17 protein-coding genes and 4 tRNA genes are annotated in these 26204 nt (G+C 63.3%); 10 read left to right on the plus strand and 11 right to left on the minus strand.

Annotation, left to right across the window (positions count from 1 at the left end):
* From M3G14_RS01940 to M3G14_RS01950, 3 genes are all read right to left on the minus strand, one after another.
* Complete coding sequence (locus tag M3G14_RS01940; protein WP_259924325.1) at positions 1-2415, minus strand: LPXTG cell wall anchor domain-containing protein; 2415 nt, start codon at positions 2413-2415, stop codon at positions 1-3.
* A gap of 182 nt (positions 2416-2597) precedes the next feature.
* Positions 2598-9113 carry a carboxypeptidase regulatory-like domain-containing protein gene (locus M3G14_RS01945; protein WP_259924326.1) on the minus strand — a complete coding sequence of 2172 codons (6516 nt, stop codon included), beginning with the start codon at positions 9111-9113 and terminating at the stop codon, positions 2598-2600.
* A gap of 994 nt (positions 9114-10107) precedes the next feature.
* A tRNA-Arg gene (locus M3G14_RS01950) sits at positions 10108-10183 on the minus strand.
* A gap of 253 nt (positions 10184-10436) precedes the next feature.
* Here M3G14_RS01950 and M3G14_RS01955 point away from each other — a divergent pair.
* A complete protein-coding gene (locus M3G14_RS01955; RefSeq protein WP_259924327.1) occupies positions 10437-12530 on the plus strand; it encodes a hypothetical protein in 2094 nt (697 codons plus the stop codon).
* Positions 12531-12581: 51 nt separating this feature from the next.
* Here the strand turns inward: M3G14_RS01955 and M3G14_RS01960 are convergent.
* Both M3G14_RS01960 and M3G14_RS01965 read right to left on the minus strand, forming a co-directional pair.
* A tRNA-Arg gene (locus M3G14_RS01960) sits at positions 12582-12657 on the minus strand.
* Positions 12658-12659: 2 nt separating this feature from the next.
* Positions 12660-12751, minus strand: a tRNA-Ser gene (locus M3G14_RS01965).
* A gap of 64 nt (positions 12752-12815) precedes the next feature.
* On the opposite strand from M3G14_RS01965, the gene M3G14_RS01970 reads away from it, so the two are divergent.
* Positions 12816-13229: a hypothetical protein gene (locus M3G14_RS01970; protein WP_259924328.1), complete on the plus strand. Its 414-nt coding sequence runs from the start codon at positions 12816-12818 to the stop codon at positions 13227-13229.
* 18 nt (positions 13230-13247) lie between these two features.
* Entirely contained in the window at positions 13248-14375 is a 1128-nt protein-coding gene (locus tag M3G14_RS01975; protein WP_259924329.1) for an aminotransferase class V-fold PLP-dependent enzyme, read from the plus strand.
* Positions 14376-14381: 6 nt separating this feature from the next.
* Here M3G14_RS01975 and M3G14_RS01980 read toward each other — a convergent pair.
* Positions 14382-14469, minus strand: a tRNA-Ser gene (locus M3G14_RS01980).
* Positions 14470-14523: 54 nt separating this feature from the next.
* On the opposite strand from M3G14_RS01980, the gene M3G14_RS01985 reads away from it, so the two are divergent.
* Positions 14524-15486 (plus strand): NAD(P)H-quinone oxidoreductase, encoded by a 963-nt coding sequence (locus M3G14_RS01985; RefSeq protein ID WP_259924330.1) that lies wholly within the window; start codon positions 14524-14526, stop codon positions 15484-15486.
* Positions 15487-15501: 15 nt separating this feature from the next.
* Here M3G14_RS01985 and M3G14_RS01990 read toward each other — a convergent pair whose 3' ends face one another.
* Positions 15502-16713: an aminotransferase class V-fold PLP-dependent enzyme gene (locus M3G14_RS01990; RefSeq protein ID WP_259924331.1), complete on the minus strand. Its 1212-nt coding sequence runs from the start codon at positions 16711-16713 to the stop codon at positions 15502-15504.
* 180 nt (positions 16714-16893) lie between these two features.
* On the opposite strand from M3G14_RS01990, the gene M3G14_RS01995 reads away from it, so the two are divergent.
* The 3 genes from M3G14_RS01995 (at position 16894) to M3G14_RS02005 (ending at position 20402) form a co-directional block, all read left to right on the plus strand.
* Positions 16894-17742, plus strand: coding sequence for an ABC transporter permease (locus tag M3G14_RS01995; RefSeq protein ID WP_259924671.1), 849 nt, complete (start codon positions 16894-16896; stop codon positions 17740-17742).
* A gap of 16 nt (positions 17743-17758) precedes the next feature.
* Positions 17759-18559 (plus strand): ABC transporter ATP-binding protein, encoded by an 801-nt coding sequence (locus M3G14_RS02000; protein WP_259924332.1) that lies wholly within the window; start codon positions 17759-17761, stop codon positions 18557-18559.
* Between the two features lie 928 nt (positions 18560-19487).
* Positions 19488-20402, plus strand: coding sequence for a glycosyltransferase (locus M3G14_RS02005; protein ID WP_259924333.1), 915 nt, complete (start codon positions 19488-19490; stop codon positions 20400-20402).
* Here M3G14_RS02005 and M3G14_RS02010 read toward each other — a convergent pair.
* Both M3G14_RS02010 and M3G14_RS02015 read right to left on the minus strand, forming a co-directional pair.
* Positions 20399-20842: a GtrA family protein gene (locus M3G14_RS02010; protein ID WP_259924334.1), complete on the minus strand. Its 444-nt coding sequence runs from the start codon at positions 20840-20842 to the stop codon at positions 20399-20401. The two genes, M3G14_RS02005 and M3G14_RS02010, sit on opposite strands and share 4 nt — an antisense overlap.
* Positions 20843-20853: 11 nt before the next feature.
* Positions 20854-21609 (minus strand): hypothetical protein, encoded by a 756-nt coding sequence (locus tag M3G14_RS02015; RefSeq protein ID WP_259924335.1) that lies wholly within the window; start codon positions 21607-21609, stop codon positions 20854-20856.
* Between the two features lie 44 nt (positions 21610-21653).
* Between M3G14_RS02015 and M3G14_RS02020 the strand changes: the two genes are divergently transcribed.
* The 3 genes from M3G14_RS02020 (at position 21654) to M3G14_RS02030 (ending at position 24153) form a co-directional block, all read left to right on the plus strand.
* Positions 21654-21890, plus strand: coding sequence for a hypothetical protein (locus M3G14_RS02020; RefSeq protein ID WP_259924336.1), 237 nt, complete (start codon positions 21654-21656; stop codon positions 21888-21890).
* A gap of 106 nt (positions 21891-21996) precedes the next feature.
* Positions 21997-23376 (plus strand): FAD-binding oxidoreductase, encoded by a 1380-nt coding sequence (locus tag M3G14_RS02025; protein WP_259924337.1) that lies wholly within the window; start codon positions 21997-21999, stop codon positions 23374-23376.
* 12 nt (positions 23377-23388) lie between these two features.
* A complete protein-coding gene (locus M3G14_RS02030; protein WP_259924338.1) occupies positions 23389-24153 on the plus strand; it encodes a decaprenylphospho-beta-D-erythro-pentofuranosid-2-ulose 2-reductase in 765 nt (254 codons plus the stop codon).
* On the opposite strand, the gene M3G14_RS02035 is transcribed toward M3G14_RS02030, so the two are convergent.
* Positions 24150-25499 (minus strand): FtsX-like permease family protein, encoded by a 1350-nt coding sequence (locus M3G14_RS02035; RefSeq protein WP_259924339.1) that lies wholly within the window; start codon positions 25497-25499, stop codon positions 24150-24152. The genes M3G14_RS02030 and M3G14_RS02035 overlap by 4 nt on opposite strands.
* The gene (locus M3G14_RS02040; RefSeq protein ID WP_259924340.1) at positions 25496-26161 is read right to left on the minus strand and encodes an ABC transporter ATP-binding protein; all 666 of its coding nucleotides are present in this window, start codon (positions 26159-26161) and stop codon (positions 25496-25498) included. Before M3G14_RS02040 ends, M3G14_RS02035 begins: the two co-directional genes overlap by 4 nt.
* Between the last annotated feature and the right edge of the window lie 43 nt (positions 26162-26204).

The following is a 26204-nucleotide window of genomic DNA, read 5'->3' on the forward strand; positions in this document are numbered from 1 at the left end:
TTACTCGTTCTCGCGGCGGCGGCCGACGTACATGTAGGCGCCGCCGATAAGCAGCAGCAAGATGCCCAGGGTGATCACCGTGGTCATCGGCGTACCGGTCTCCGCGAGATCCCCATCGCGGCTGGACTCGGACGTGGAATCGGAGCTGCCCGACTTTTTGCTTACCGTCCGCTTGACCACGGAAGACTTCTTCGCCTTGGCGCTGGTGGAACGGCCGGTAGACACGCCACCGGTCATGTTGGCGCGGCTGTAGCTCGGGCCAGGCGTGCTAGACGTGGTGCTTGTGCTCGTGCCGGTGCTCTTCGCACCGCCTGATGCTGCACCGCCGAGCGCGCCGCCGGCACCCGCGAGGGCGGCGAGCGGGCCGATGAGCGTCTTCATCATCGGCTCGACCTCCTTCATCACCTCGAGGATCTGCTGCGGCTTCGTCTTCTCGTCCTTGTTCTCGGCCTTCGACAGCACGAGCTCGCCCGAGTTCTTGGAGCGGTCAAACACGAGGCGGTCGTTGTTGTAGCCCTCCGGTGCCTCCTCCAGGGTGATGGAGACGTAGCGCTCGTCGCCCTTCGGCAGCTCCGCCGTGGCCACGCCGTCCGCATCCGTGATGCCGATAATCTTCTTGTCCGCCTTCAGCACGGCACCTCCGACCGGGCTACCGCCCTCGGTTACGACGGTGATGCGCACGTCCTTCTTCGGGTAGTCGGTGGCGGTGGAGGTCTCCTTCTTCAGGCGAATGCTCCTGGTCCCCTTCGAACGGTCCACTGTGAAGTACTCGTTTTGGTACCCCTTAGGCACATCCCTCTCCGCGACCTTCAGAGAGAGGGACTTCGTGCCCTCCGGAATGAGGATCTCGGCTTCTCCATCTTTGTTGGTAGAGGCCACCTCGTCCTCTTCCTGGTCCACCAATTCTACGTACTTGAGCGGATTTCGATCGTCGTCAACGAGGGTGAGCGTGACCTTATACTCCGGAAGTTGAGCCTTTTCAGGGGTCTCAGATTTAGGCGTGGCCGTCTCAGACTTATTGGTAGCCGTGTCAGCGTCCTCGTCCGCCGTTTTCTCTGTAGGCGTATCAGCCGCATCCTTCTCCGGTGCATCCGCCTCGTCCGCGTGGAACTGGACGCGCAGTGTGGTCTCGCCGGCGCTGACCGGGTGTAGCTCGCCGCCGGCGGCAACCTGCACGTCGCCAAGCTCGGCGGGCAGCGACAGGCGCGCCTGGCCCTCGCGGTCCGTCTTGGCGTAGATGGAGGGGTCCTCGTCCACGATGACGTCGTAGTCGCGCACGGCGCGGCCGTCCTCGTCGGCCACGGTGACCAGCACATCGCGCGGCGTGGCGGCAGCAGAGGTTGCAGTGTCCTCGGGGGTCTCAGTCGCTTCGACCGGCGCTGCGGGGGCCTGCTTCGTGCTCGGCTCGGTTTGCGACGTCGGTTCAGTAGGCTCGGTCAGCTTCGTCTGCGCCTTCGGGGTCGCAGGCTCCTTGGCCTCCGACGGCTCCGCGGCAGGCGTCTTCGCTTCTGCGCTCGTGGTCTGCGGCTGTGAGGAAGGACGGTACCAGCTGCCCGCGCGCAAGCCCGCGAGGTTGAGGTAGTTCTCCGTAATGCGCTTGCCCTTGGCGGCGGCCACGAGCAGCGGGTTGGTATCGACGTCCTTGACTTCGACAGTGTTGGCGCGATCGTCTGCGAAAACGAGGTTGCCCGCACGGTTCGTGTAGGCGTAGTTCATCTCGCCCAGCTTGGAGGCGTCGACGCCGCGAGCCACCTTCAGCGGCTCAGCGCTCATGCGCCCGGACTCCACGTCCAGAGCCCACAGGTAGGGCGCGTCCTCGGTCGTGCCGGCGCTCACCGCGTAGAGCGTGTCCGCGTCAGCACCGCTGACCGAGCCCCACGCGTGCGGCAGCTCCGCGTCGGTCTTGCCGTTGACCGCAAGATCCTGGGATGCGAACTTCAGCGGACCGTCGAAGGGGGTACCGGATGCGTCCTTCGACAGATCGAGCGTGTGCAGCGTGTCCCCAGCGTCCAGCACGAGAGTGCCGGTGCTGGTGAAGGCGGCGGAGGTGGTGGAGGGGTCCAACGCCCCGTCGACAAGCACCTTGCCCAAGTCACGCAGCTCACCGGTGACCGGGTGGATGCGCAACAAGTGGCCGGCCGGCTTGCCCGCCTCACCCTTGGACAGGGCGTAGACGCGATCATTGACCGGGTTGAGCGCGAGCGCAGTGTAAGCCCAGCCCGCAGACGCGAAGTGCGCGGCGTAGGAGCCGGTACCGGCCGGATCCTCCGGCGCAGTCTTCGGCGCAAGATCCGCGAGTTGAGAGAGCAACGACGGCTGCTGCGCGGTGGCGACGGGGGTGATGGCGAACGTGCCAGCGACCGCCGCTGCGAGCGCGACGCAGCTCAGCTTGCCGGTGTGCTTTCTCAATGTCATGTGGTACCTCTCAACAATTCTTTACACGGCGCGATTGGGCGCATCCAGCCCAAAACCATTACTAATGTAACCGTGTTGGCAGCCGTTCTCAATACACAACGCCGTCATTTTTTCAGCTGCATCTAAGCCAAAAGCCCGCCGCGTTTCTTCGCGACGGGCTTCGGGGTTATACGGCGTTGTGCTTAGGCGTTGGCCGGGGAAGGCTCAGCCGCTGTTGTGAGCGTTTCGCCCTCCTTCTCGTCCTTCTTGCTCGAGCTGCCGCTGTCCTTGCTGCTGCTCAGGTCCTTGCCGGACTCGCAGGCGGCGTACGTCAGGCCAAGCGCCAGGGCACCGAGGCCGATGATGCCAACAGCCAGGACCGCAGCCGGGACGGCCGGGTCGATCTCCGCCAGCTGGCGGGAAATCTGGTTCATCCACTCCGGACGCTGGATGTTCAGGCTCGGCATCGCCTTGTTGAACTCAGCCGCCGCAGCGTTGAACTCGTCCTCGAACAGGACTGCCGCGCCGCCCAGGGCCGCGATCAGGATGCCGATCGGGATCAACCACGTTGCCGGGTTCGTTACCGAGGAGGTCTCGCTGATGCACTTGCCCAGCGAGCTGCCGTCGGCAGGCGGCTCCTGCTCGAACTCGAGCGGACGATCAAGGAGGAGGACATCGAGGTTCTCCTTATCCTTTTCGCCGTCGATCTCGAACTTCTTCGACTCCAGCTTTTCGCCGATGCCGTTGTCGTTCTTCTCCGCGTCAAGCGGCTCCGCAAGCACCACGCCGCCCGGGTTACGCATCTGCAGCGTGTACGAACCAGCGTTCACGCCCGGGAATGCGAACTTGCCGTCGCCGTCGCTCGTCGTGCTCAGATCGGGCATGCCGTCGAGCGAGTGCAGCGTGATCTCCATGCCGCCGTAGGGCTTGTCGCCATCATCGATCTTGCCGTTCGTGTTGGCGTCGACAAACAGCTTGCCGTGAACATCGGAGGTCGCCAGCGGCGCGCCCTCTTCCACGATGATGTGGGCATTACCGTCGATGTTCTGCTTCGGGGAAACCACCAGCAGGCCCGACGGATCGTCGCCGTAGTCCGGCTCCTCCTCGAAGATCCGGGAGCGCTTCGGTGCCGCCGGTGCCTTACCGGAGGCCTCCGCCGCGTTGTGGTGACGCGTGCCCGGCTTCAGCGGGGGCAGCACGCCCTTGAACACAGCGCGTTCACCCGGACGCAGGGTGCCGGTGAAGCCCTTCGGCGGGATGATCTTCATCTTCTTGCCCTTACCCGGGTTGTTCGGGTCAAAGTCATCCTTGTCGCCCTCATAGATCATGTCGGTAACCGTCACGTTCTCCATGCGGGTCGAACCGGTGTTGACAACCTCGTAGGTGAAGTAGAGATCACGATCTGCCGCCATGCGCACAGCGTTCTTCGGGTCGGTAGCGAGCTGCGCGTTGACCTTCTTCATCAGGGACATGTCCATGAAGGTCACGTACGCCTCGTCAGGGGTGGAGGCGACCATGTCGCCCTGCGAGCCATCCTTGTTCTTGAAGTGGCCGCGAGCCACAGCGACGTTCGCGAACGCACCGCTGCCGTACGGCGGCTTCATCACCGCGGTGAAGACCTTCGTCTGCTTCGGTGCCAGGGAGCCGTCCCAACCCTTCGGCGCCTTGATCGCCGCATCCGCGAAGGGATCCTCGATCTTCACGTCGTGCACAGTCTGATCAGACTCGTTGGTCACCACGAAGCCGTAGATCAGCTCCTCGTTGGACGGCAGGCCCGGAGCATCCTCCGGCGTATCTGCGTCCCAACCCAGCACGCGCTTCCGCAGCTTCAGCGTCTGCTCCGTCAGATTCACCGTCGGCAGCGCGACATCCACCTTCGGGCGGACCGGAATGTACGTCGGATCCACGTCCTGGACGCCCTCCGGGGTAAAGACCTCGACGATAGCGTCGCCCGGCACCACATCGAGCTTGTAGTTACCGTTCTCGTCGACCGGGACTTCCTTCGTGTCGCCGTGGGAGTCGGTGACGGTGACGATGACGCCATCAATCGGGTTGCCGTCGCCGTCGACGACCGTGCCCTTGACTTCCGAGCGCGGTGCCACGACGTTGATCACGCCCTGGTATTCCGGCTTGTCCTCGGTCACGTTGACGCTCTTCGGCCAACCTTCCGGCTTGTCCCAGCCCTCGGGCAGCTCGAGATCAATCTCGTACTCGCCCTCCGGCAGGACGTCCGTGGTGAAGCGGCCGTTTTCGTCCACCGTCACGGCAGGCAGGGTGTCAATCGGGTTGCCGTCCGGATCCTTGTCCGTGCCCTTGCCCCGGATAATCACCGTGGCGCCCGGGATCGGCTCGTTCTTGTCGTCGACAAGCCAGCCGTTGATGGTGCCCGGCTCGCCCTTGTCGCTCTCATCAATCGGCTTCACCGTCGACGGAGTGGTAATCCTTCCGACGTCCGTGGTTTCGCCGCGGTTGACCTCAACCTTCTCGTAGCGCGGGGTGCGGTGATCCTCGCCAGGTGTGACGATCAGGGTGTACTTACCCTCCGGCACATCGTCGACGTCAAAGTTGCCGTTCTCGTCGACATCCAGCTCGATCACGGTGCCGTCCTCGCCACGCAGCTTCGCGGAGGTGCCGTCGACCGGTGCACCGTTTTCATCAGCGATGCTGCCGATCACGCGGCCAGTCGACACGTCTGGCGACGCCGCCACCGGACGATCCAGATTGAAAAACGCATCCGATTGCTCATTGCGCTTAATGGTGACGGTCGTGTCCTCCGCCGGCGCGAGGAAATCACTCTCGGCAGGCGGCGTGACGCGCACGGAGTAGGTGCCCTCCGGCAGCTGGCCCGTTGCCTCACCGTTTGTACCCGTGACGAAGGAACGCTGATCCTCGCCCTGCGACACCACAACGACGGCATCGGCGACAGGCTTCTCCTTCCCCTTGGGGCCGGTTTGGACCACAACGCGGAAGGTACCCTGCGGCGTGGCGTCCTTCACCAGGTTGATGCGACCGATATCCGCATTCTTCCCAGCCTCAACGTTGACGCGCGGCTTGCCCTCGGCCTTGTAGCCGTCAGCGCTGGCGATCACAGAGTATTCGCCTGCCGGCAGCTCCTTGGCGGTGAAGCGGCCTTCCGCATTCACAGTCGCCGGGTATGCCTTGCCAGACTCCAGGTGATTGAGGGCTACCGACGCGCCGTCAACCACCTTGCCGTCCCTATCCAGCACCTGGCCGGACACGGTGCCGACCTGCGGCGCCTTCGGCGTCTTGTTGACCTTGAAGTCTGCAGTCACAGTCTTGGTGCGCTCGACGGAGACCTCCTGGGACTTCGGCGCATCGTAGCCCTCCGGCGCAGTGACCGACACGGTGTAGCGGCCGGTAGCACGGTTGCTAGCGGTGTACTTACCCTGCGCGTTGGTGGTGACCGTGCTCTCCGCACCATTTTCGAGGTTATGAACGGTCACCTCAACGTTCTCGAGCGGCGTGCCGTCAGCATCGGTCACGGTGCCCGCGATGGTACCCACGGTGGAGGTCAACGCAATCTTCCCGAGGTCGAGGCTCTCCGCGGCACCGACCTCGAAGATGCGATCCGAGTACGGCTCGTAGAACTCCGGCGACTCGACCTGCAGCGTGTACTTCCCCGCATCTACCGGGACCTCGAACGCGCCCTTGCCATTGACAGTGATGTTCTTGCCATCGGCAGCATCCGCGCCGTCGGCAATCAGCGTCAGCGTGGCGCCAGTGATCGGCTTGCCGGTGTCTGCATCGACGACCTGGCCAACGAGGTTGCCGGCCTTGCGGCCCGCGGTCAGCGTAACCAGGTCTGTAAACTCACCCGCGACGACCGTAAATTCCTTGTCGTCCGCGTTGTGCGTATCCGTCTCGTCGATAGCCGCGGTGTAGGTGCCCGGGGCGAGGTTTTCCGCAGCAAACTTGCCGTCCGCATCCGTGGTCTCGATCGTCACGGTCGCGCCTTGCGCATCCTTGATCGTGACGTCGACGCCTTCGATCGCCTGGTGGGCATCGTCGGATACCTGGCCGGAGACGGTGCTCTTGTTCCGGTTGACCTCCAGCGTCAGCGTTGCCGTCGAGCCAGGCTCGACGGTGAACGTGCCGGCAGTTGCGCCGTACTCGGTCGTTGCAGCGACCTCGACGCGATAGTTGCCCGGACGCAGCCCGGTCAGGGCGAATTTGCCTTCGGCGTTCGTGCTGAGCTCTTCTTCAACACCATCACCGTAAATCGTCACGGTGGCGTTTGCGACTGCGTTGCCGCTCTCCTCGACGACGGTGCCCTCCACGCCACCATCGGCGCGGTTCACACGGATGTCGCGATTGTTCTTCACACCCGGGTCCACCTGTGCGGTTTCGGAGGCGGCACCGTACTCGGAAGTCTTTGCTACCTCGACGAGGTACTCGCCAGGGCGGATACCTGCAAACTCGTAGGTACCGTCTGCGCCCGTTTCGGTGGAGTCGATCTCCTGCTTCCCGTCGGCGCTCTTCAGCACCACCTTCGCGCCAGCAACAGCGGAACCGTTGTCATCGGTAACGGTGCCGCCAAGGTCGCCGTCGTTGCGACGCAGCGTCAGGTTCCCGGCGGAGGGCTCGTTCGGGCGAACGGTCACCTCTGTGGAAGCGCCGCCACGGGTATCGGTTGCGTCCACCTTCGCGACGAAGGTTCCCGGCGGTACAGCATCGACGGTGTACTTACCGTTTTCATCGGTAGTGGCAGTGCCAGACCACGCTTGCTGCTCACCGCTACGACGCTTACCGTCGATCTTGACGACCGCGCCAGCAACAGGGTTGCCCGCGTCATCACGCACGGTGCCTTCAATCCGGCCGTCAGTCGGCGACACGCTGACGTTCATCGTCTCCTCGGCGTTTTCAACGATCGGGGTAAGGCTGCCGGATGCCTGGCCGTATTCGTCTGCAGCAAGCACCGTATAGCTGTATTTGCCCGGCGCAACATTATCGAACTGCACCGCGCCCTCAGTGTTGGTCTGCTTGCTCTGCTTAAAGCCGGTACCGCTTACGACAACGGTTGCGCCTTGGACAGCCTCGCCGAGGTCATCAAAGACCTTGACGGTGTACTTACCCTGGAAGCGGCGCACCTGGAGGTCGGCTGCGGCAGACTCCCCGGGGCGCACAGTGACCTTTGTGCTCGTCTTGTTCGTCAGTTTCGTCTTGTGCACGTTCACCGTGTACTCACCCGAGGTGAGACCGTCGAGCTGGAACTGGCCACGCGAAATGGTGACATCCTTCTTCAACCCGTTCGGGCCGGTAATGGTTGCCGCGCCGCTGTTCAGCGGCGTGCCGCCGTCGTCTTTGACGGTGCCAGCGATCGAGCCCAGGTCACGGGTGACGGTGAGGTTTGCAGTCTTTGTCTGCGAAGGAGCAATCGTGACGGCTGTGGAGGCACTCGCGTACTTTTGCTCTGCATTTCGGGCGACGGTCACGGTCACCTCGCCCTTCGGCAGCCCCTCGATCTTGTAGGTGCCGTCCGTGCCCGTGGTCGCGGTCTTGCTTCCCGCAGTGACCTTTGCGCCAGCAACGGGCTTGCCGAAGTTGTCGGTAACCTTGCCGGTCACGTTGCCAGGCAGGCTAGTCAGGGTGATGTTGAGCGGCTTCGTCTCACCCGGCGCGATTCGCACCTCATCCGAAGTCCCCTCATCGTACTCGCCAGCCTTGCCAGCGACGGAAGCGACATAAGTGCCGGGCTGCAGCCCGCCGCGCGTGAAGAAACCGCGACTATTCGTCTCGGTGTCGAAGGTTTCCTTCGTATCCTTCTTCGTCAGTTTTACGGCCACCCCCGGGAGAGGGTTTCCGTCGAGCAATACGTCACCTTTGACTGTGGCCTCCTTGTACTCCATCTCAAGAGTAAAATTCCTGGTCTCGCCAGGCTTGACCACGATGTCCTGCTCGGTCGCGCCGCCGCGGAAACGGTCGTCCTCGACGATTTCGATCGCGTACGTGTCGGCGTCAACGCCAGCGAAGGTGAACTCGCCATTCGCATTGGTGGTCGCCGTGCTGACGACCTTGCCATCGCGGACAAGGCGAAGCTTGACGTCTGCGGGCTTGTCATTGGAGCCCACAATTGAGCCCTTACCCGTGATGGTCGCCTTATTCCTGGTTACCTTGAAATCCTGCTGGGTATCCCGGTCAGCCTGGATATTCAGCTGCCCGCCACCGGAACCATGCTCGGTTGAAGACGCGACGACGACGGTGTACGTGCCCGGCTTCAGGCCTTCGAAGGTGTAGTTGCCGTTTGCGTCAGTTTTCGCGGTTCGATCGGCTTGCCCATTACCGCTCAACGTCAGCGACGCGCCGCTTACCGGCTCGCCCTTTTCATTGAGCACCCGGCCGGTGGCGTTGCGCTTGTGAAAGTCGACGCGGAGCTCGAGGTTCTCTTTTTCTTCCCCGGGCTTCAGGCTTACCGACGTCGTGGTGCCGACAGTCTTGCTCGTCTCCCCCACCTCGACGGTGTAGGTACCATCCGGGATATTGGCGATCTCGAAGGAGCCGTCGGTCTTAGTCTGTGTATTGAGGTCGGTGCCCTTGATGCTGACTGTGGCTCCCCGGACAGGCTGCCCATTCTCATCCTTGACCGAGCCTTTCACTGACGCTTTCCGCGCGGTCAGCGTCAGGTCGCGGGTCTCCGTCGCGTCAGCGCGCAGCGTAAACGTCTGGGTGGTTTCCCCGTTAAATCCACCTATTTTCCTCACGCGGAGTTTATAATCTCCGGTTGGAGTGTCCTGGAACGTAAAGGTCTGGCCGCGACGTGCGCCCCTGGTATCGACCACATTGCTGTTTGCATCCAGCAGGTCAATTCGCGCCTCATCGATGAAGCTGGTGGGAGCGTTCAGCCGCCCGGTCACGGTGCCTTTGGGGGCGGAACTCAGCGTCGCGGAGCCACTCGCGCCGATGCCCCAGGTTGGCAAGCTCCGCTGGTTTGGTGCAAACGCGTATAGCACTTGGCTCGGCTGGAGCGTCACCGTCTTCGGCAGCTCGAGCGTCAGCGTGGTTCCATTGCCCTTGCCCTCAACCTTATAAAATTCGCCATTGGCTACTTCACGGGTACCAGTAGCTGTTTTCGACTCGGGCGTTTCTACCCAAACGTAATATTCTCCGCTCGCAGGAAACGACCTTGTAGTAGTCCGATCGTGACTGAATTCGATCTTGCTAAAGCCCTGAATTGATGCGCCGGAATCGTTGTTGGCGACCGCCAGCCAACCTCTCGTTTTATTTTTGGAGAAATCAACCAGTTCCTGTGGCGTGCCGGGAACGTCTTGCGGCTTTTTCCTACTCCAGCCTTTGTCCAGCGGAATCCAATTGCCGCTGCTGTAGAGGAGCGAGCTCGTTGCCGCCGTCGCCGCAGGCAAGAATTCCCCCGCCCCGAAACTCTCTAACGCCGGGACAGCCATGCCCCCCACTGCGAGCGAAAGTGCCGTCGCCGAGGCGATAACAGTCCGTTTCATTCCGGAAAACAGTCCGCGAGAGGGCTTGGTGTTTCCGCGCATGCTTGTCTCCAATACGTAAGGTTGCACTCAGGGTTTTATGTGAGCTGGGAAAAATCTTTACAATCCCTATAGATTGTAATGCCGTAGACAGGCGTATGCCAAGTTTTGCCCCTAAGCCCCCTCTTAGGATGCGTTAATAGTTTCCTTCTCTAAGAAATTCCCCGCACATGCAAAAACCCCGCCGCAGCGGGGTTTCCTTTGGTGCGCCCGGAGGGATTCGAACCCCCAACCTTCTGATCCGTAGTCAGATGCTCTATCCGTTGAGCTACGGGCGCTTGCCGTCTTCGCATTGCGTTGACAACGAAGAGATACTTTACACCGCAACCATGCAAGCACCAAAACTCCAGTGCAGCAACGCTTTTTCGCCCCAGTAACCCCGATACTCCGCGCGAGCAGTATCGAAGAAAAATTATTGCGCTCCCTCTACTGAAAATGTCAAAGAGGTGCTAAAAACATTGAGGTAAGCGAAATCGAACCTTGGTGTTTGATCTTCACTCCCTGCCCACCTAGTGCATAAAGGAAGGTCTCATGGCCACTTTCTCCCGCGGCGTCGCCGCAAGCGCCCTCGCCCTCACTCTCGCGGCCCCGTCGATTGTGGTGCCGCAGGGCATTGCAGAGGACATCGACACCGCAGCAGCAACCACAACAGCTGCCAGTCCGGCGGCCGAACCGACTGTCATCGATTGGAACACCCGTCACAATGTGACCTTCAGCGGCGATGCCCCGGCGGTGATCTCAGGCTTCACGCTTCCGGCTGGCGCAACGCTCAAGGCGAACCTCACCACGATCTTCAACTGGGGAGTTGAGGCCAACGAGGACGGCTCAGTCGTCCTGTCCCGTCCGTCTGCCGATGTTTCCTTCACCGAGGGATCCAAGGACCTCGCCGTGACCGTCACCTTGCCCGATGGGAAGGAAATCAAGAACACCCTGAAGGTCAACGTTTCGAAGCGCCCTGAGGATGCGCTGGAGTCAGATCCGGATCTCGCGCGTCGGTACGAAACTGAGAACTTTTGGAATCAGGACTCCGCCGCGATCAAGGGACTGGAACTCGATCCCAACTACACATTTGCCCCCACCGCGAACACGATTTTCAACTGGGGATTTAGCAAAGACAACGGCACGCTCGTCGTGAAGCGCCCAGAGTCAGCCGCCAGCTTCAAAACCGGCGATGTCAGCATCCCCGTCAACATCACTCGCGGCGATGGCTCCTCTTACACCTCCACTCTGAACCTTTCGGTGATTGATGAGATGCCGAAGGCTGAGTGGGAGGACGCGTTGCCCGACTTTGGCGGCGTCTACGACGTGGACTTCGAAGGCAACGTGACCAAGGTCGTCGAGGAGCTCGCGCTGCCAGAGGGCGTGACCGTGAAGAAGAAGGGCATTGGCTCGGTTGGATGGGACGTGGCCACCAAGGATGGCAAGATCCAGGTCACGGCACCGAACAACTTTATCCCCGGTACCTTTACCATCCCAGTTGTCTTCAGCGACGGCATGTCGGAAGTCGAGCGCACGCTGCGCATCAGCGCGAAGAACCCGGCGACCCCGAGCGGAACGATTGCTGACATCGCGGCCGACTTCATCGGCAAGGTCGGCGGCGGTCTGCTCGGTGGCCTCACCGGTGGTGCTGGCGGGGCGGGCGGCGGAGGCCTCAACATCTTCTCCAACAACGGCAACCCGAACGTCATCATCACGGACAACGCGAAGGCCGAGATCAAGGACAACCTCTCCAACAACGGCAACCCGATCATTACGGACAACGCGAAGGCCACCGTCGAGATCAAGGACAACCTCTCCAACAACGGCAACCCGGTCATCACGGACAACGCCAAGGCCACCGTCGAGATCAAGGACAACCTCTCCAACAACGGCAACCCGGTCATCACGGACAACGCCAAGGTGGAGATTAAGGACAACGGCAATAACAACGGCAACCCGGACGTCAAAATCTCCGACAACGCTAAAGCCACCGTCGTCATCACCGACAATGCCAAGGCTGAAGTCAAGGACAATGCCAACAACAACGGCAATAACAACGGCAACCCGGACGTCAAGATCTCCGACAATGCCAAGGCCACCGTCGTCATCACCGACAATGCCAAGGCTGAAGTCAAAGACAACGCCAACAACAACGGCAATAACAACGGCAACCCGGACGTGAAGATCTCCGACAACGCCAAGGCCACCGTCGTCATCACGGACAACGCGAAGGTGGACGCCAACAACAACGGCAACCCCGACGTGAAGGTGGAGGGCATCCCCGGCTCCTCTGGCGGTTCCTCCAAGCAGGACAGCCTCGAGGTTGACCCAGAAATGGGTGTCTACCGAGGCTCTACCGATCCGCGATGCATCGCCACCCTCGTCGGCATCGGGATGCCGCTGTTGGCCATCATCCCGCTTGCACTGTCGACGCAGCTGGCAGTACCGGGTCTGGGCAAGCAGCTCAACGACGTGCTCAAGAGCACCGCTCGTTCCGCCAACGTGACCCCGGAGGCACTCACAGGTATCGGCGGCGGTGTGCTGGGTCTGGTAGCTGCGATAATCGCGATCGCGGGCGGTCAAAGCTGCACCAGCCCGGCGCAGCCCGCCCCGGTCGTGCCGACTGACGCTTCCGAGGAGGAGTAGCCCGCACAGCAGAAACCCCAGCCCACATACGCTGTGAGCTGGGGTTTTCTTTGGTGCGCCCGGAGGGATTCGAACCCCCAACCTTCTGATCCGTAGTCAGATGCTCTATCCGTTGAGCTACGGGCGCAATGGCGGAGACGACAGGATTTGAACCTGCGGCCCTCCGCAAAGAGGGCAACTCCTTAGCAGGGAGCCCCATTCGGCCGCTCTGGCACGTCTCCAGGCCTCCGCTCATCCTACCTAGTGCACCCGCCACATCCAAATGAAGCCCGTATAGTGGTGCGCATGAAGCTCAACACAGACCTTTCCGCTGGCGTCGCCACCCGCAGCGACCTGGGCCCCGCAGCAGCCGATCGCGCCGATTGGATTGTTTGGGCGCTCGCCGACATCGAGTCGTTTTCGCCCCAATCGCTTGTCGACGCCCCCTTGTACCTCTCCCCCAAGCACGCCGCACCCGAGCGCCTGGGTGCCGGCACGTTGCTCCTCGGCGTGCCGCTCGGGCAGATCCCCGGCGCGAATCTCGCCGGGGTGGACCCGCGCCACCCGGGGGACGCATCCGTGACCCCCGACGCGCCGCTGTCGCTTGCCGACGTCGCCGTCATCGCCGGCGTCGAGCGCGCAACCGTCAAGCGCGCGCAGGACGGCCTGCGTGGCACCGATTACTCGCCCCAGTTCCACACGACCCCGGAGCTGTTCTAGTTCATTACACTGTGGGGCATGACACACCTTCCGCGCCCCGACATTGATGCTGACGGTCTGCTCGAGTACTCGGTCGTCTTTACCGACCGCTCGCTGAACCACATGTCGCAGAAGTTCATCTCCGCAGCCCAGGAGATGCTCACGCTGCTGACCTCGACGTACGGGGCCGATTCGGCTGCGCTCGTCCCGGCGGGCGGCACCGGCGCGATGGAGGCGGTGGCCCGCCAGCTCTTCCGCGGCAAGAAGGTGCTCATCCTGCGCTCGGGTTTGTTCACGTTCCGCTGGAGCCAGATCATCGAGGCAGGGCAGCTCACCGACACCGTGCACGTGCTCAACGCGCAGCCGACGAGCCAAGATGCGCAGCCGTCTTTTGCGCCGCCGGCGCTGGAAGAGGTGCAGCGTGCCGTCGAGAAGCATGCACCCGACGTGATTGTCACCGCGCACACGGAAACCGCCGCGGGCCTGACGCTGCCGGAGGACTACATCGCGGGGCTGGGAAGCATTGCGCAAGACCACGGCGCGCTGTTCGTGCTTGATTCCATCGCAGCGGGCGCGGCCTTCCCCGACATGGCGGCGCAACGCATAGACGTGCTCGTCTCTGCGCCGCAGAAGTCGTGGTCCGGCTCCCCCGCGACCGGCTACGTCATGCTCTCGCAGAAGGGCCGCGACGCGGTGCTTTCCAGCGACTCGGACTCCTTCACCCTGGACTTGAAGAAGTGGCTCGCGATTTTCGACGGCTACCGCGCAGGCCAGGCCGGCTACCACTCCACCCTGCCGACCGACACGATCCTGCACAACCTGGAGGTCATGCAGGAATCGGTTGAGTTCGGCCTGGACACGCTGGCAAAGAATCAGTTGGCGCTCGGCCGACTCGTCCGCGAGGCCGCCTACCAGCGCGGCTACCGCTCAGTGGCCGCGGAAGGCTTCGAGTCGAACGGCGTGGTCGTGCTGTACGCAAACAACCCTGACCAGCAGTCAGGCGCGGCATTTAAGCCCCACGGCATGCAGATCGCCTCGGGTGTGCCGCTGAACATTGGGGAGGCGGACGGCTTTTCCACCTTCCGCATCGGCCTGTTCGGCCTGGACAAGTGGGCCGACCCGCAGGCCGCGGCCCAGCGCTTCATCGACGTGCTGGACGCGCTTTAAAGTAGTTGGCGGAGACGAGGGGATTTGAACCCCTGGAGGTGTGACCCTCGCCGGTTTTCAAGACCGGTGCATTCGGCCGCTCTGCCACGTCTCCAACGGGTGCAAAGTCTACCGTATGGGCCCGCCGACTCCGTTATCCTGGGTGGGCATGAAAGCGATTGCACTGACAGACCCAGAAAATCCCCGCTCGCTCGCGCTCGTCGACACCCCGGAGCCTTCGCTTGACGACGGCAGCGTGCTCGTCCGCGTCACCGCCGCCGGCGTCAACCGCGCCGACCTCGTCCAGGCGCAGGGCAAGTACCCGCCGCCAAAAGGCGAGCCGGAAACCATTGGCCTGGAATGCGCCGGCGTGATTGTGGACCCGGGCACGACGGACCGCAGACAAGGCGAGGAGGTCGGCTGCCTGCTCGCCGGCGGCGGCTACGCCGAGTACGTCGCGGTCCCGGAAGGGCAGCTCACGCCCAAGCCCAAAAACCTGAGCCTTGAGGAGACCGCCGCGGTAGTGGAAGTCGCCTGCACAGTGTGGTCCAACCTCGGCATGGTCGCCGGCCTGCAAGCCGGCGACAAGGTGCTCATCCACGGCGGCGCCGGCGGCATCGGCTCCTTCGCTATCCAGCTGTGCAAGGCGCTCGGCGCGGAAGTCGCCGTGACCGCGGGCAGCGAGGAAAAGCTCGCCTACTGCCGAGAACTCGGCGCCGACATCGCCATTAACTACCGCACGCAGGATTTCGCCGAGGAGCTCAAGGGCTGGGCCGACATCATCCTGGACGTGGTCGGCGGCGCGTACCTGGAGCAGAACATCAAGTCGCTGGCTGTCGACGGCCGCCTCGTCGTCATCGCGCTGCAAGGCGGGCCCAAGGGCACGCTATCGCTGGGGCGGATGATGCCGCGCCGGCAGTCGGTGCACGCCACCACGCTGCGCGCCCGCCCGCGCCCGATGAAGGCGCGCATTGTCGCCGACACCGTGGCGCACGTCTGGCCGCTCATCGAGTCCGGAAAGATCTCGCCAAACGTGACCAAGACCTTCCCGCTCGCCCAGGCTGCCGACGCCCACGAGTACCTGGATTCCGGCGCGCACACCGGAAAGATCGTGCTCACGGTAGGTGCCTAACTTTTCGGCGAAAAGTTAGGCCAGCGACGCGACGGTGCGGATGAGCTGCTCAATGTCGGTCTCGGTGTTAAACGGCCCGAGCCCGATCGTCACCGCGCCGCCCATTTCGTCGACGCCCATGTCGGTGAGCAGCTGGCTCGGCCGCGCCAGGGTAGAGACGATCCCATGGGCCAAGAGCCGCTGGTGCACCATTGCCGACGGCACGCCCTGCACCCCGAACATCAACCGCGGAATCCGCTCGATCGCCGCGCCTTCCGCCGCCTCGCCGGACACGCCGACAATATGGACGGCAGGCAAAGTTCCCAAGAACGTATCGAGGTCCTCGCGCAGCCGGTTGAAATAGGCGGCGGTCTGGCCCATCGAGTGCAGCAAACGGTTGCGGCGGGTGGGCCGGCCTTTCACCCCCTCGACCAGCGAGGCGTAGTGCTCCACCACCGCGGGCACGCCGCCGGCCAGCCCGGTAGAGACCTCCATGTCGAGGGCGGAGGCGTCCAAACGGCCGAACATCGCCTCGTCCCGGAAGACGAGCGCGCCCAGCTGCGGCCCGCCGAGCTCGGAGAGGTCGAGCGCGAGAATGTCCGCGCCCCAGGCGTCGAAGGTGATCGGTTTGTAGGGAGCGTACGAGGTGGCGTCGACAAGCACCCAGGCTCGCGAGCGCTCGCGCACCCGCTCCACAATGTCGCCGACGCCGATAATGGTGCCGAGCTCGGGGTGCGCAGCCGGCACCGAGACCAGGCGAGTCGCGCCGTCGACAAGCTCGGCGAACTGCCACGCAGGCAGGTCACCCGTAGCCAGATCTGCCTGCGCAAACGTCGTTGGCGCGCCGATGCGGCGCAGCGCCTTGGTCAGCTGCGGGCGATCCACCCGATTACACACGAGCGCCGAGTCGTGGCGAAACAGGGGCTTCAGCGCCACCGCCAACGACATGTACAGCGCCTCAAGGCTCGGGCCGAGCACAATGCAGCCCGGGGTAGCGCCGACCAAGTCCGCGACCGCAGACCGCGCCTGCTGCAGGTAGGACTCACCCTCCGGGCGGCCCAGCGAGGCGCGCGAGTGCGTGCCGCCACCCGGCTCCGGCGGCGCGACGGACGCGGACATGCGGAAAGAACGGGCCACCGCCGCGGACACCCGCTCCGGGATCTGCGGCGCGTCGTGGGCGTTGAGGTACGTCCAGCCGTCACTCAGCGAGGTGTACAGCCCGCGCACACTCGCAACATCGAACGCCACGGCCACACCCCTCACTTTGCATCGACGGTATGAGAACGCACCCAATTATGCCCGGTTGTCCCCCGGCGCGCACACTGCCTGCTCCTGGGCTGAATCAGTCGGAATCCTGCAAAGCAGCCAGTTGGCGCTAGGGTGAGAAAGGTGCAGGACTTTCAACAACTCCGCGCGGACGTCACGCGCATGACCAGCGACGCAGACCACGACACCCCACCGTCAAAGTCCAAGACGATGGGCATGGCCTTTCGCGACCTCGTTCGCGGCTGGGGCCAATACGAGCTCTGGCTGCAGCTGGGTTGGCAGGACATCAAGCAGCGCTACCGCCGCTCCACGCTGGGCCCCTTGTGGATCACCATCGCCACCGGCGTGATGGCGCTCGCCCTGGGCCTGCTGTACTCCATGCTCTTCCAGATCGAGATCCGCGAGTTCCTCCCGCACGTCACCGTCGGCTTCATCGTCTGGGGCTTCATCTCCGGGTGCATCAAAGACGGGGCGAACGTCTTCATTGAAAACGAGGGACTGATCAAGCAGCTGCCCTCCGCCCTTTCCGTGCACGTCTACCGCCTCGTGTGGCGCCAGCTCCTGTTTTTCGCCCACAACATTGTCATCTGGGTACTGCTGGTCATTATCTTCCGCATCCCAATGACCTGGCAGACGCTGCTCGCGGTGCCCGCGATGCTCTTGCTCGTGCTCAACGGCGTGTGGGTGACCATGCTCTTCGGCATCATCGCCACGCGCTTCCGCGACGTCGCACCCCTGCTCGAGGCGCTCGTGCAGCTGCTGTTCTATGTCACCCCGATCGTGTGGACCACCCAGACGCTGAAGGAGCAGGGCGGCGACGTCGCAAAGCGCGCACTGCTCGCGGAGATCAACCCGCTTTACCACTACCTGGAGATCGTGCGCGCCCCCATGATCGATCAGCCGGTGGCCGCCTACCACTGGGGCATCGTCGGTATCTGCACCCTCATCGGTCTGGGCATTACCCTGCTGGCGATGCGCCAGATGCGCTTCCGCGTGCCGTATTGGGTCTAAGTGAAGGAGTCACACAATGGTTTCTATCGACACCTATAACGCCTGCGTCGACTTCCCCATCTTCGACGCCAAGTCCCGCTCGCTGAAGAAGGCCGTCATGTCCTCGGCCGGCGGCAAGATCGGCAAGAACGCCTCCAACACCGTGGTCGTCGAGGCGCTCAAAGACATCAACCTCCACCTGCGCGAGGGCGACCGCGTCGGCCTGGTCGGCCACAACGGCGCCGGCAAGTCCACGCTTTTGCGCCTGCTCTCCGGCATCTACGAGCCGACCCGCGGCGTCGCCGATGTGCGCGGCCGCGTCGCGCCCGTCTTCGACCTGGGCGTGGGCATGGACCCGGAGATCTCCGGCTACGAGAACATCATCATCCGCGGCCTCTTCCTCGGCCAGACTCGCAAGCAGATGAAAGACAAGATGGACGAGATCGCGGAGTTCTCCGAGCTCGGCGACTACCTCAACATGCCGCTGCGCACCTATTCCACCGGCATGCGCGTGCGCCTCGCCCTCGGCGTGGTCACCTCCATCGAACCGGAGATTTTGCTTCTCGACGAGGGCATCGGCGCCGTCGACGCCGCCTTCATGGCCAAAGCGCGCGTCCGCTTAGCCGAGATGGTGGAGCGCTCCGGCATCCTGGTCTTCGCCTCGCACTCCAACGACTTCCTCGCCCAGCTGTGCACCACCGCCTTGTGGGTGGACAAGGGCGAGATCCGGCAAGCGGGCCTCGTCTCCGACGTGGTGGGCGCCTACGAGGGCCCCGAAACTGGCGAGTACGTCGCAGAGCTGGTGGAGCGTTTCCACGGGGAAGATAAGGGCGAATAAGGGCGGGCGTTTTAACCAGGAAATGAATCCAGCAGCAATTCTGCTTGTTCAAGCTCGTCACTGGTTCGCAGCCCTTCTAGGAAGGACGCCAAGTCGCGGTCAAGCATTGCTGCAAGATCCATATATGCGTTGAAGCTTTCCCGCGGGCTCAAGCGATGGTTTGTGCCGGTAATTGGAACTCCCGACAACACTAGCGGCTCATGGTGAGCAACCCGGTTCCGAATTTTCCGCACCGGGAGCACCTTGTGATACACCCACTCCCGCGTGAGTCCCTGAGACGAGAAATTAGGGTCTTGCGGTCTGGCTAGCTGCCTCGCGCCAGGGAAAACTTCCAATAAAGCAGCACTATCCCAAATCTGATCATGGTCGGCTCTCTCAAATGGAGCATCAAGCCCAGTCCCGCCACCTTTGTCCAACATGTTGGTCCATGTTCTGAACATCGAGGCCGCGACGATACGGCTACCCAGTGTGGCCCCTCGCACAACGTGCTGCGACGTATATCTCCGTGGCAGTGAGTCCCATGCCTCGCTGATGTTGCCACGAACTCGCGCGTCGAAACCAACTTCAGCCCTGGCGTACCAGTCCGAGCCAAACTTTTCGGCCAAAAGTCGATTGATCGCATTTCGCAGCGCAACCTCGATAAATGCAATGTCGCGGAAAAACGCACTCGCGAGTTTTACGATCCACTAGGTACAGCTCCAGAGCTGCTTCCTCCGCGTGGAACATTCTCTCCAAGTATGGTCTGAACCGCTCTTCCGAGATCCATTCTTTCTTAAAATGAGCTATTCCCACTTTTCCCCCAAAAGTATTGCTTAGTCTCGGACACTAGCTTATACTCAAACTCGTATTCCCCTCTCACACATAAGTCACCCGTTCAGCGGAATGGCTGTGGAGGGGTTTTCTCTTGCGATAAGGCACAATGAAACACATGACTTCCACCCCGCAACCTCTCCATTCCAGCGGGAGCACCGCTGCCGTGATCGTGACCCATAAGCGCGTGGACTTGCTGAGGCACTCGCTGGAGCAGGTGGTGCGCCAGACGCACCCGGTGCAGTGGGTGATCGTGGTGGACAACGGGGCGGAATCACAAGTCAAGGAACTGCTGGAAGAGCTCGCGGGGAAGCGCGCCGTCTACCTGCCCAGCCACACCAACCTGGGCGGCGCGGGCGGGTTCGCCTACGGGTTCCTCCACGCGCTCGCGCTCGGCGCGGACGCGATCTGGTGCGCGGATGACGACGGCCGCCCGGCCGACGAGCACGTGCTCGCCGAGCTCTACCGGGTCGCCGAAGCACACGCTTTGTGCGAGGTCAGCCCGATCGTGGCGAATATCGACGCCCCCGAGAAGCTCGCCTTCCCGCTGCGCCAAGGCACCGTGTGGCACAGGCGCGTCGACGAGCTGGAGGGCGACTTCCTCCCCCAGTACGCCTCGCTGTTTAACGGCGCCCTGATTTCCGCGAAGGCAATGGAGCGCATCGGCGTGCCCGATTATCGCCTGTTTATCCGCGGCGACGAGGTGGAGTACCACCGTCGGCTCGCCCAGTCCGGCCTAAAGTACGGCACGGCGCTGACCACCAGCTACCTACACCCGGACGGCTCGAGCGAGTTCCATCCAATTATGGGCGGCCGTGCGCACGCGCAGTGGCCGGACAACCCCACGAAACGCTACTTCACCTACCGCAACCGCGGCTACATCATCAACCAGCGCGGGATGAAGAAGATGCAGTTGCAGGAAGTGGTCCGCTTCGGCTGGTTCTTCCTCATCGAACGCAAGAATCCACGCGAATTCTTCCAGTGGCTTACGCTGTTGCGCCGCGGTGCGCGCGAGGATTTCCGACGCCCCTAGCGCGGATCCTGCTGCGCGATGATCTTGGTTTCTTCCTTAAAGATCACGCGGCGCTGCAGCACGAAGTTGGTCACCGTGGCCACGCCCTGGGCGATGACGAAGGAGACGCCGTCCTTCCACGGGTTGGTGTCGATGCCCATGGCGATCAGCGGGCCCTCCGTCCAGCGGTACAGCAGAATCTGCACCACAAACGTCACCGCGTAGAGGAAGAAAACCGCGCCCGCCTTCTTGGCGTTGACCTCGGCCTGGAACGCGAACTTGGAGTTGAGCAGGTAGGCGGTCAGCGTGCCGAAGACCCAGCCGACGGCTTTGGCCATGTCGCGCTGGGTACCGACGAGCTCGGTGAGCGAGTAGGTGATGCCAAAATCAATGACCGCGCAGCCGATACCGATGATTAAAAACGGCACGAGCTGCTTGAATACTGCGGAAGAGGAAGACACGGCCGCTTAGTCTACCCGTGGAGCAGCTCGCGCAGAATTTCTAGCCGGTCCACCGCGGACAAATCCCCCACGAACGCCTCACCCGCCCGGCTCAACGTAAACACCTCGTCAGCGTCGGTGTCCTCCCAGCCAAGGGCCCGCATGAGGCTGAGCACCAGGCGCCGCGTCGTCGGGCGATCCGCAAAGCAGGCCATCGCCAGCACGTGCACCCAAAAAGCATCGCTCGTCTTGCCTGTCGACGCCGGCACGAGCCCCGCCAGACGCGCCCGCTCCTGCGTCGGCAAGGTGCGCTCCCCGTCCGAGAGCACCTGCAAAAGCGGCACGAAATCGAAGGATTCGGCACGCCGAATCACGTCGCGTACTTCGGGCCGCACCGTGTTTCCTATGAAGTCCGTAAGGTCCAAGTCCACCTCGTGCCCGGCGAAGGAGCCGTCGCCCGCGACGCAGACCGGGCCGCTGCTGCCGCCCGGGTAGACGTCGGCGAGCAGCATGGTGAACTGCCACAGGCCCCAGGTGAAGGTGGCGGTGTCGCCGGGGGACGAAAGGACGTCGACAAGCAGGCCCTGCTCTGGCGTGCCGACCGTCTCCTCGATGCCGAAGAGGGCGGCGATGAGCTCGCGGCACTGCTCGATCGTGGTGGCGGAGTCGAGGCCGACCCAGCGGTAGACCTCATCGTCTGAGGTGAGTGCAACGCGCACCATGAGCGTGGCGCCGGGGGAAAGTTGGATCACCGGCGCCACGTGCTCCGTGTACAGCGTGCTGCCCATGGCGCCCACAATAGAGGTTTTTCGCGCGCGCTATGGTAAGTCGCATGAGGAAGCACTACAAAGGCGACGACCCCGACGCAATCCACGAGGCAGCCCAACGCGTCGACGTCCCGCTGTCGGATTTCATGGTGCGGGTGTTTGTCGAGGAGCTGCCGTTCATCGACTCGACGGGCCGCGGGCGCATCTACGAGCTGCTGCGCGAACACAAAGAGGCAGGCAAACCCGTGATCACCTCGCAGGACGAGCTGCCGGAGGAGATCAGAACAATCATGGACCTCTAAAAATCCGTATAAGATCACATCTTTCAATGCGGGAAGTTCGACTCGATGTGAGTAGGCTCGGACTGAAAGAAGCTTTTCCACCTTTAGTTTGATCAGAAGCGGAGATATGGAACTTCACACCGAACTGAAATCCCTCTACGGCTGGGGCCGCACCGCCCCGTCGACGGCGCACGTCGTCTCCACCCCGGACGTGGACACGATCGCGAAGGCCGTGCAAGTCGCGGCCGAGAGCGGTCGCGGCGTGATCGCCCGCGGCATGGGCCGCTCCTACGGCGACCCGGCGCAGAACGGCGGCGGCCTGGTCGTCGACATGCAGCCGCTCAACCAGATCCACTCCATCGACCCGGACACCGGCATCGTGGACGTGGATGCCGGCGTGACACTGGACCAGCTGATGAAGGCAGCGCTGCCCTACGGCCTGTGGGTCCCGGTTTTGCCCGGCACCCGCCAGGTGACCATCGGCGGCGCGATCGGCCCGGACATCCACGGCAAGAACCACCACTCCGCCGGCTCCTTCGGCGACCACGTCGTCTCCATGGAGCTGCTCGTGGCAGACGGGCGCGTGCTCCACCTCGAGCCGGAGGGCGAAACATCTGAGCTGTTCTGGGCCACCGTCGGCGGCATGGGCCTGACCGGCATCATCCTGCGCGCACGCATCCAGATGACGTTCACGGAGACCGCCTACTTCATCTCGGATACGGTGCGCACCAGCACCCTGGACGAGACGATCGAGGAGCACTCCCACGGCCAGGAGGAGGGCTACACCTATTCCTCCGCGTGGTTCGACGCGATCTCCGCGCCGCCGAAGACGGGTCGCTCCACCATTTCCCGCGGCTCGCTGGCCACCCTGGACCAGCTCAAGGAGTACGCGCCGAAGCTGGCGAAGGACCCGCTGAAGTTCAAGGCCCCGCAGCTGATGACGGTGCCGGATATCTTCCCGTCCTGGACGATGAACAAGCTGACCCTGTCGGCGATCGGCGAGGCTTACTACATGATGGGCGCGCCTTCGAAGAACGACATCAAGAACCTCACGCAGTTCTACCAGCCGCTCGATCTGATCGGCGAGTGGAACCGCGGCTACGGATCGAAGGGCTTCCTGCAGTACCAGTTCGTGGTGCCCACGGATGCGGTCGAGCCGTTCAAGGACATCATCTACCAGATCCAGTCCTCGGGCCACTACACCGCGCTGAACGTGTTCAAGCTGTTCGGCGAGGGCAACCGCGCGCCGCTGTCCTACCCGATGAAGGGCTGGAACGTGTGCGTGGACTTCCCGATCCGCGACGGGCTCAACAGCTTCCTGGACCGCCTGGACGACCAGGTCATGGAGTTCGGCGGTCGCCTCTACCTGGCCAAGGAGTCCCGCACCAGCGCTGAGAAGTTCCACAAGATGTACCCGGAGCTTCCCGGCTGGCTGAAGACCCGCAACGAGATCGACCCGACCGGCGTCTTCGCCTCCGACATGTCCCGCCGCCTCGAGCTGCACTAGAAAGGAACCCCAATGCTGAACGCAGTTGGCCAAGCCCAGAACATCTTGCTGCTCGGCGGCACCTCGGAGATCGGCCTCGCCATCGTCACCGAGCTCGCCTCCCGCGGCGGCAACCCCACCGTCACCCTCGCCGCGCGCAAGGGCTCTGCGCGTATCGACGCCGCCGTGGAGGAAGTCTCCGCCGCCGGTGCCTCCAAGGTGCGCCTTATCGACTTTGACGCCACCGACTTCGACTCCCACCCGGGCGTCATCGACGCCGCCTTCGAGGACGGCGACGTCGACATCGCGATCGTCGCCTTCGGCACCCTGGGCGACCAGGAGCAGCTGTGGCAGGACCAAGCCGCGGCCGTCGCCTCCGCGCAGACGAACTACACCGCCCCGATCTCGGTCGGCGTACTTTTGGGCCAAAAGTTTAAAGCCCAAGGTCACGGCACCATCATCGCTATGAGCTCGGTGGCCGGTCAGAAGGTGCGCCGCTCCAACTTCGTCTACGGTGCCTCCAAGGCCGGCATGGACGGCTTCTACACCCAGCTCGGCGAGGCGCTGCGCAACGACGGTGTCAACGTCACCGTGGTCCGCCCGGGCCAGGTGCGCACCAAGATGACCGAGGGCCTCGACGAGGCGCCGCTGACCGTGAACAAAGAGGACGTCGCAGAGGCAGCAGTGGACGCCGCACTCGGCGGCAAGTCCAACGTGTTCGTCCACAAGCTCTTCGGCCCGATCTCCATGGTCCTCAAGGCCATCCCGGCGCCGATTATGCGGAAGCTGAGCTTCTAGTCGTTCGCCCGGCCGGTTTCCGCGAGTACTTGTGCGCGGAGCCGGCCGGAAACAATTACGGCCCCGACGCAGCCGACCAGAGCGAGCGCGATGAGCGCGCCGAAGAACAGTACGGTTGCGATCCCGTCGGGCGTTGCCCCGACCATGACCAGGCCGACGAGCACGCCTTGGCCAAATCCCAGCAGCGCGGCGACCACCATCGGCACCCCAATTTCGCGCACCGCAACTTTTGTGTGAAAAGTTAGTGCCGCACCGATGAAGTGGAGCGACTTGGTCAGCTGCTTCTGCTCCACCACCGCGAGCGTCTGCGTCAGCAGGGTGAACAGCACCAGCAGTACCGCGCCGAAGAGCACCGTGATGGCGATGCCCTTGGGCAGATCTTGCACGATGAGCGCCTCCTCGGGGGCCACCTCACTTTCCGCGATGCTCTGGAATGCTCCGGCCACCCCGGCAGTGAACGCGACGAAGAACAGCGCGCTGCACCTGCGCCACGTGTTCTTCGCGCCGCGGCTCACCCGACGCGTCGCTACGTAGTTGTACGCGCCTGGGATTCGGTAGCTTAAGCGCGCCACAACCTGGATCACCCCGACGGCGATCAGCGTATTCACCACCAAGAACCCGATGAAGACGACGAGCGCAACCAAGACGTCCGCGACGTCGGCCTCCGGCGCGATCGGGTGCCGAGCAAGCCAGATGTACAGCCCGATTGCTGCGGCGATGGCGCATACGGTCGTGATTGCCTTCTGCCCGGGGCGCGGCACTCGCCTGGTCACGCCGAGCGGTGTGACCGCCACCTGCTGCAGCGCTCGCCACACGGAGCCCGCGGCGAGCAGCGCGACGGCCGCCCACGCGATCGGCACGACCCACCAGGTGAACATTTCCCAGGTGCCGATCTGCGTGCCCTGAAAGGAAAGGGCTGACCAGGCTGGCACGCTCGCTACGTACGCCACCGTGCCGATGCTCAACCCGACGCAGGCTCTGCGCAGCGCCTCCAGGATCATCATGCCGCGGACCTCACCTGCGGTCGCGCCGATGAGCCTTAACACCGCCAGCTGTTGCTCGCGCCCGCTCAGGTCCGCTCGCGCTGCCTGCGTCAGCAGGGTGAGCAGGGTGGGGACGAGCAGCGCGCACGCGAAGAGTGCGAGCCCGATGTAGAGCAGCGGTATGTCGATGTCGCCGCCGAGGTCCGGGTATTGCCTGTCTCGCTCCACGAACATCCAGGTGCCGCCGGCCAGTGTGCACAGCATCCACGTGGCCACGGCCAGCGCAACCCCAGAGAGCTTGCGCACCCAGCGCCCTTCGCTTGTCGACGCCCCCGGCACCCGCATCAACGTCACCGCGCTCATGCCGCCACCTCCGAGTGGATCAGGCCGTCGCGGATCTCGATGCGTCGGTTGCACCAGGCCGCAATCTTCGGGTCGTGCGTGACCAGAACTAGGGTGACACCGAATTTCTGCGCCACCGCCACGATCTCCTGCATCACCTCGTGCCCGGTGGCCTGGTCGAGCGCGGCGGTCGGTTCGTCGGCGAAGACCACCTTCGGCGGCCCGGCCAAGGCTCGCGCAATCGCGACCCTCTGCGACTGCCCACCGGAGAGCTGGCCTGGAAACCTCGATACGAAGTTCCCCAAGCCGAGCCTGGTAAGCATGTCGTTCGCCTGCTCGTGGGCGTCCTTTCTGGGGGTGCCGCGCATGATCTGGGGCAGCGCCACGTTCTCGGTGGCGGTGAGCTCGGGCAGCAGCTGTCCGTCCTGGAAGATGAAGCCGAAGTGGTTGAGGCGAAGTTTGGAACGCGCGGCGTCGTCAAGCGCTGCGATGTTGGTGCCCTCGAAGAGTACCTGCCCGGAGTCTGGGGTGAGCACGCCGGACATGCAGTGCAGAAGCGTCGACTTGCCGGAGCCCGACGGCCCCATCACGGCGAGCGATTCGCCGGCGGACACGTGCAGGCTCACGCCTTCGAGGACGCGTTGTTGGGTGAATGATTTCGTGATGTCTGTCAGTTCGAGCATGCTTCCATTCAACTTTTGGCCGAAAAGTTTCACCATGGTGCTC

Source organism: Corynebacterium sp. p3-SID1056 (assembly GCF_025152525.1).
Lineage (GTDB): Bacteria > Actinomycetota > Actinomycetes > Mycobacteriales > Mycobacteriaceae > Corynebacterium.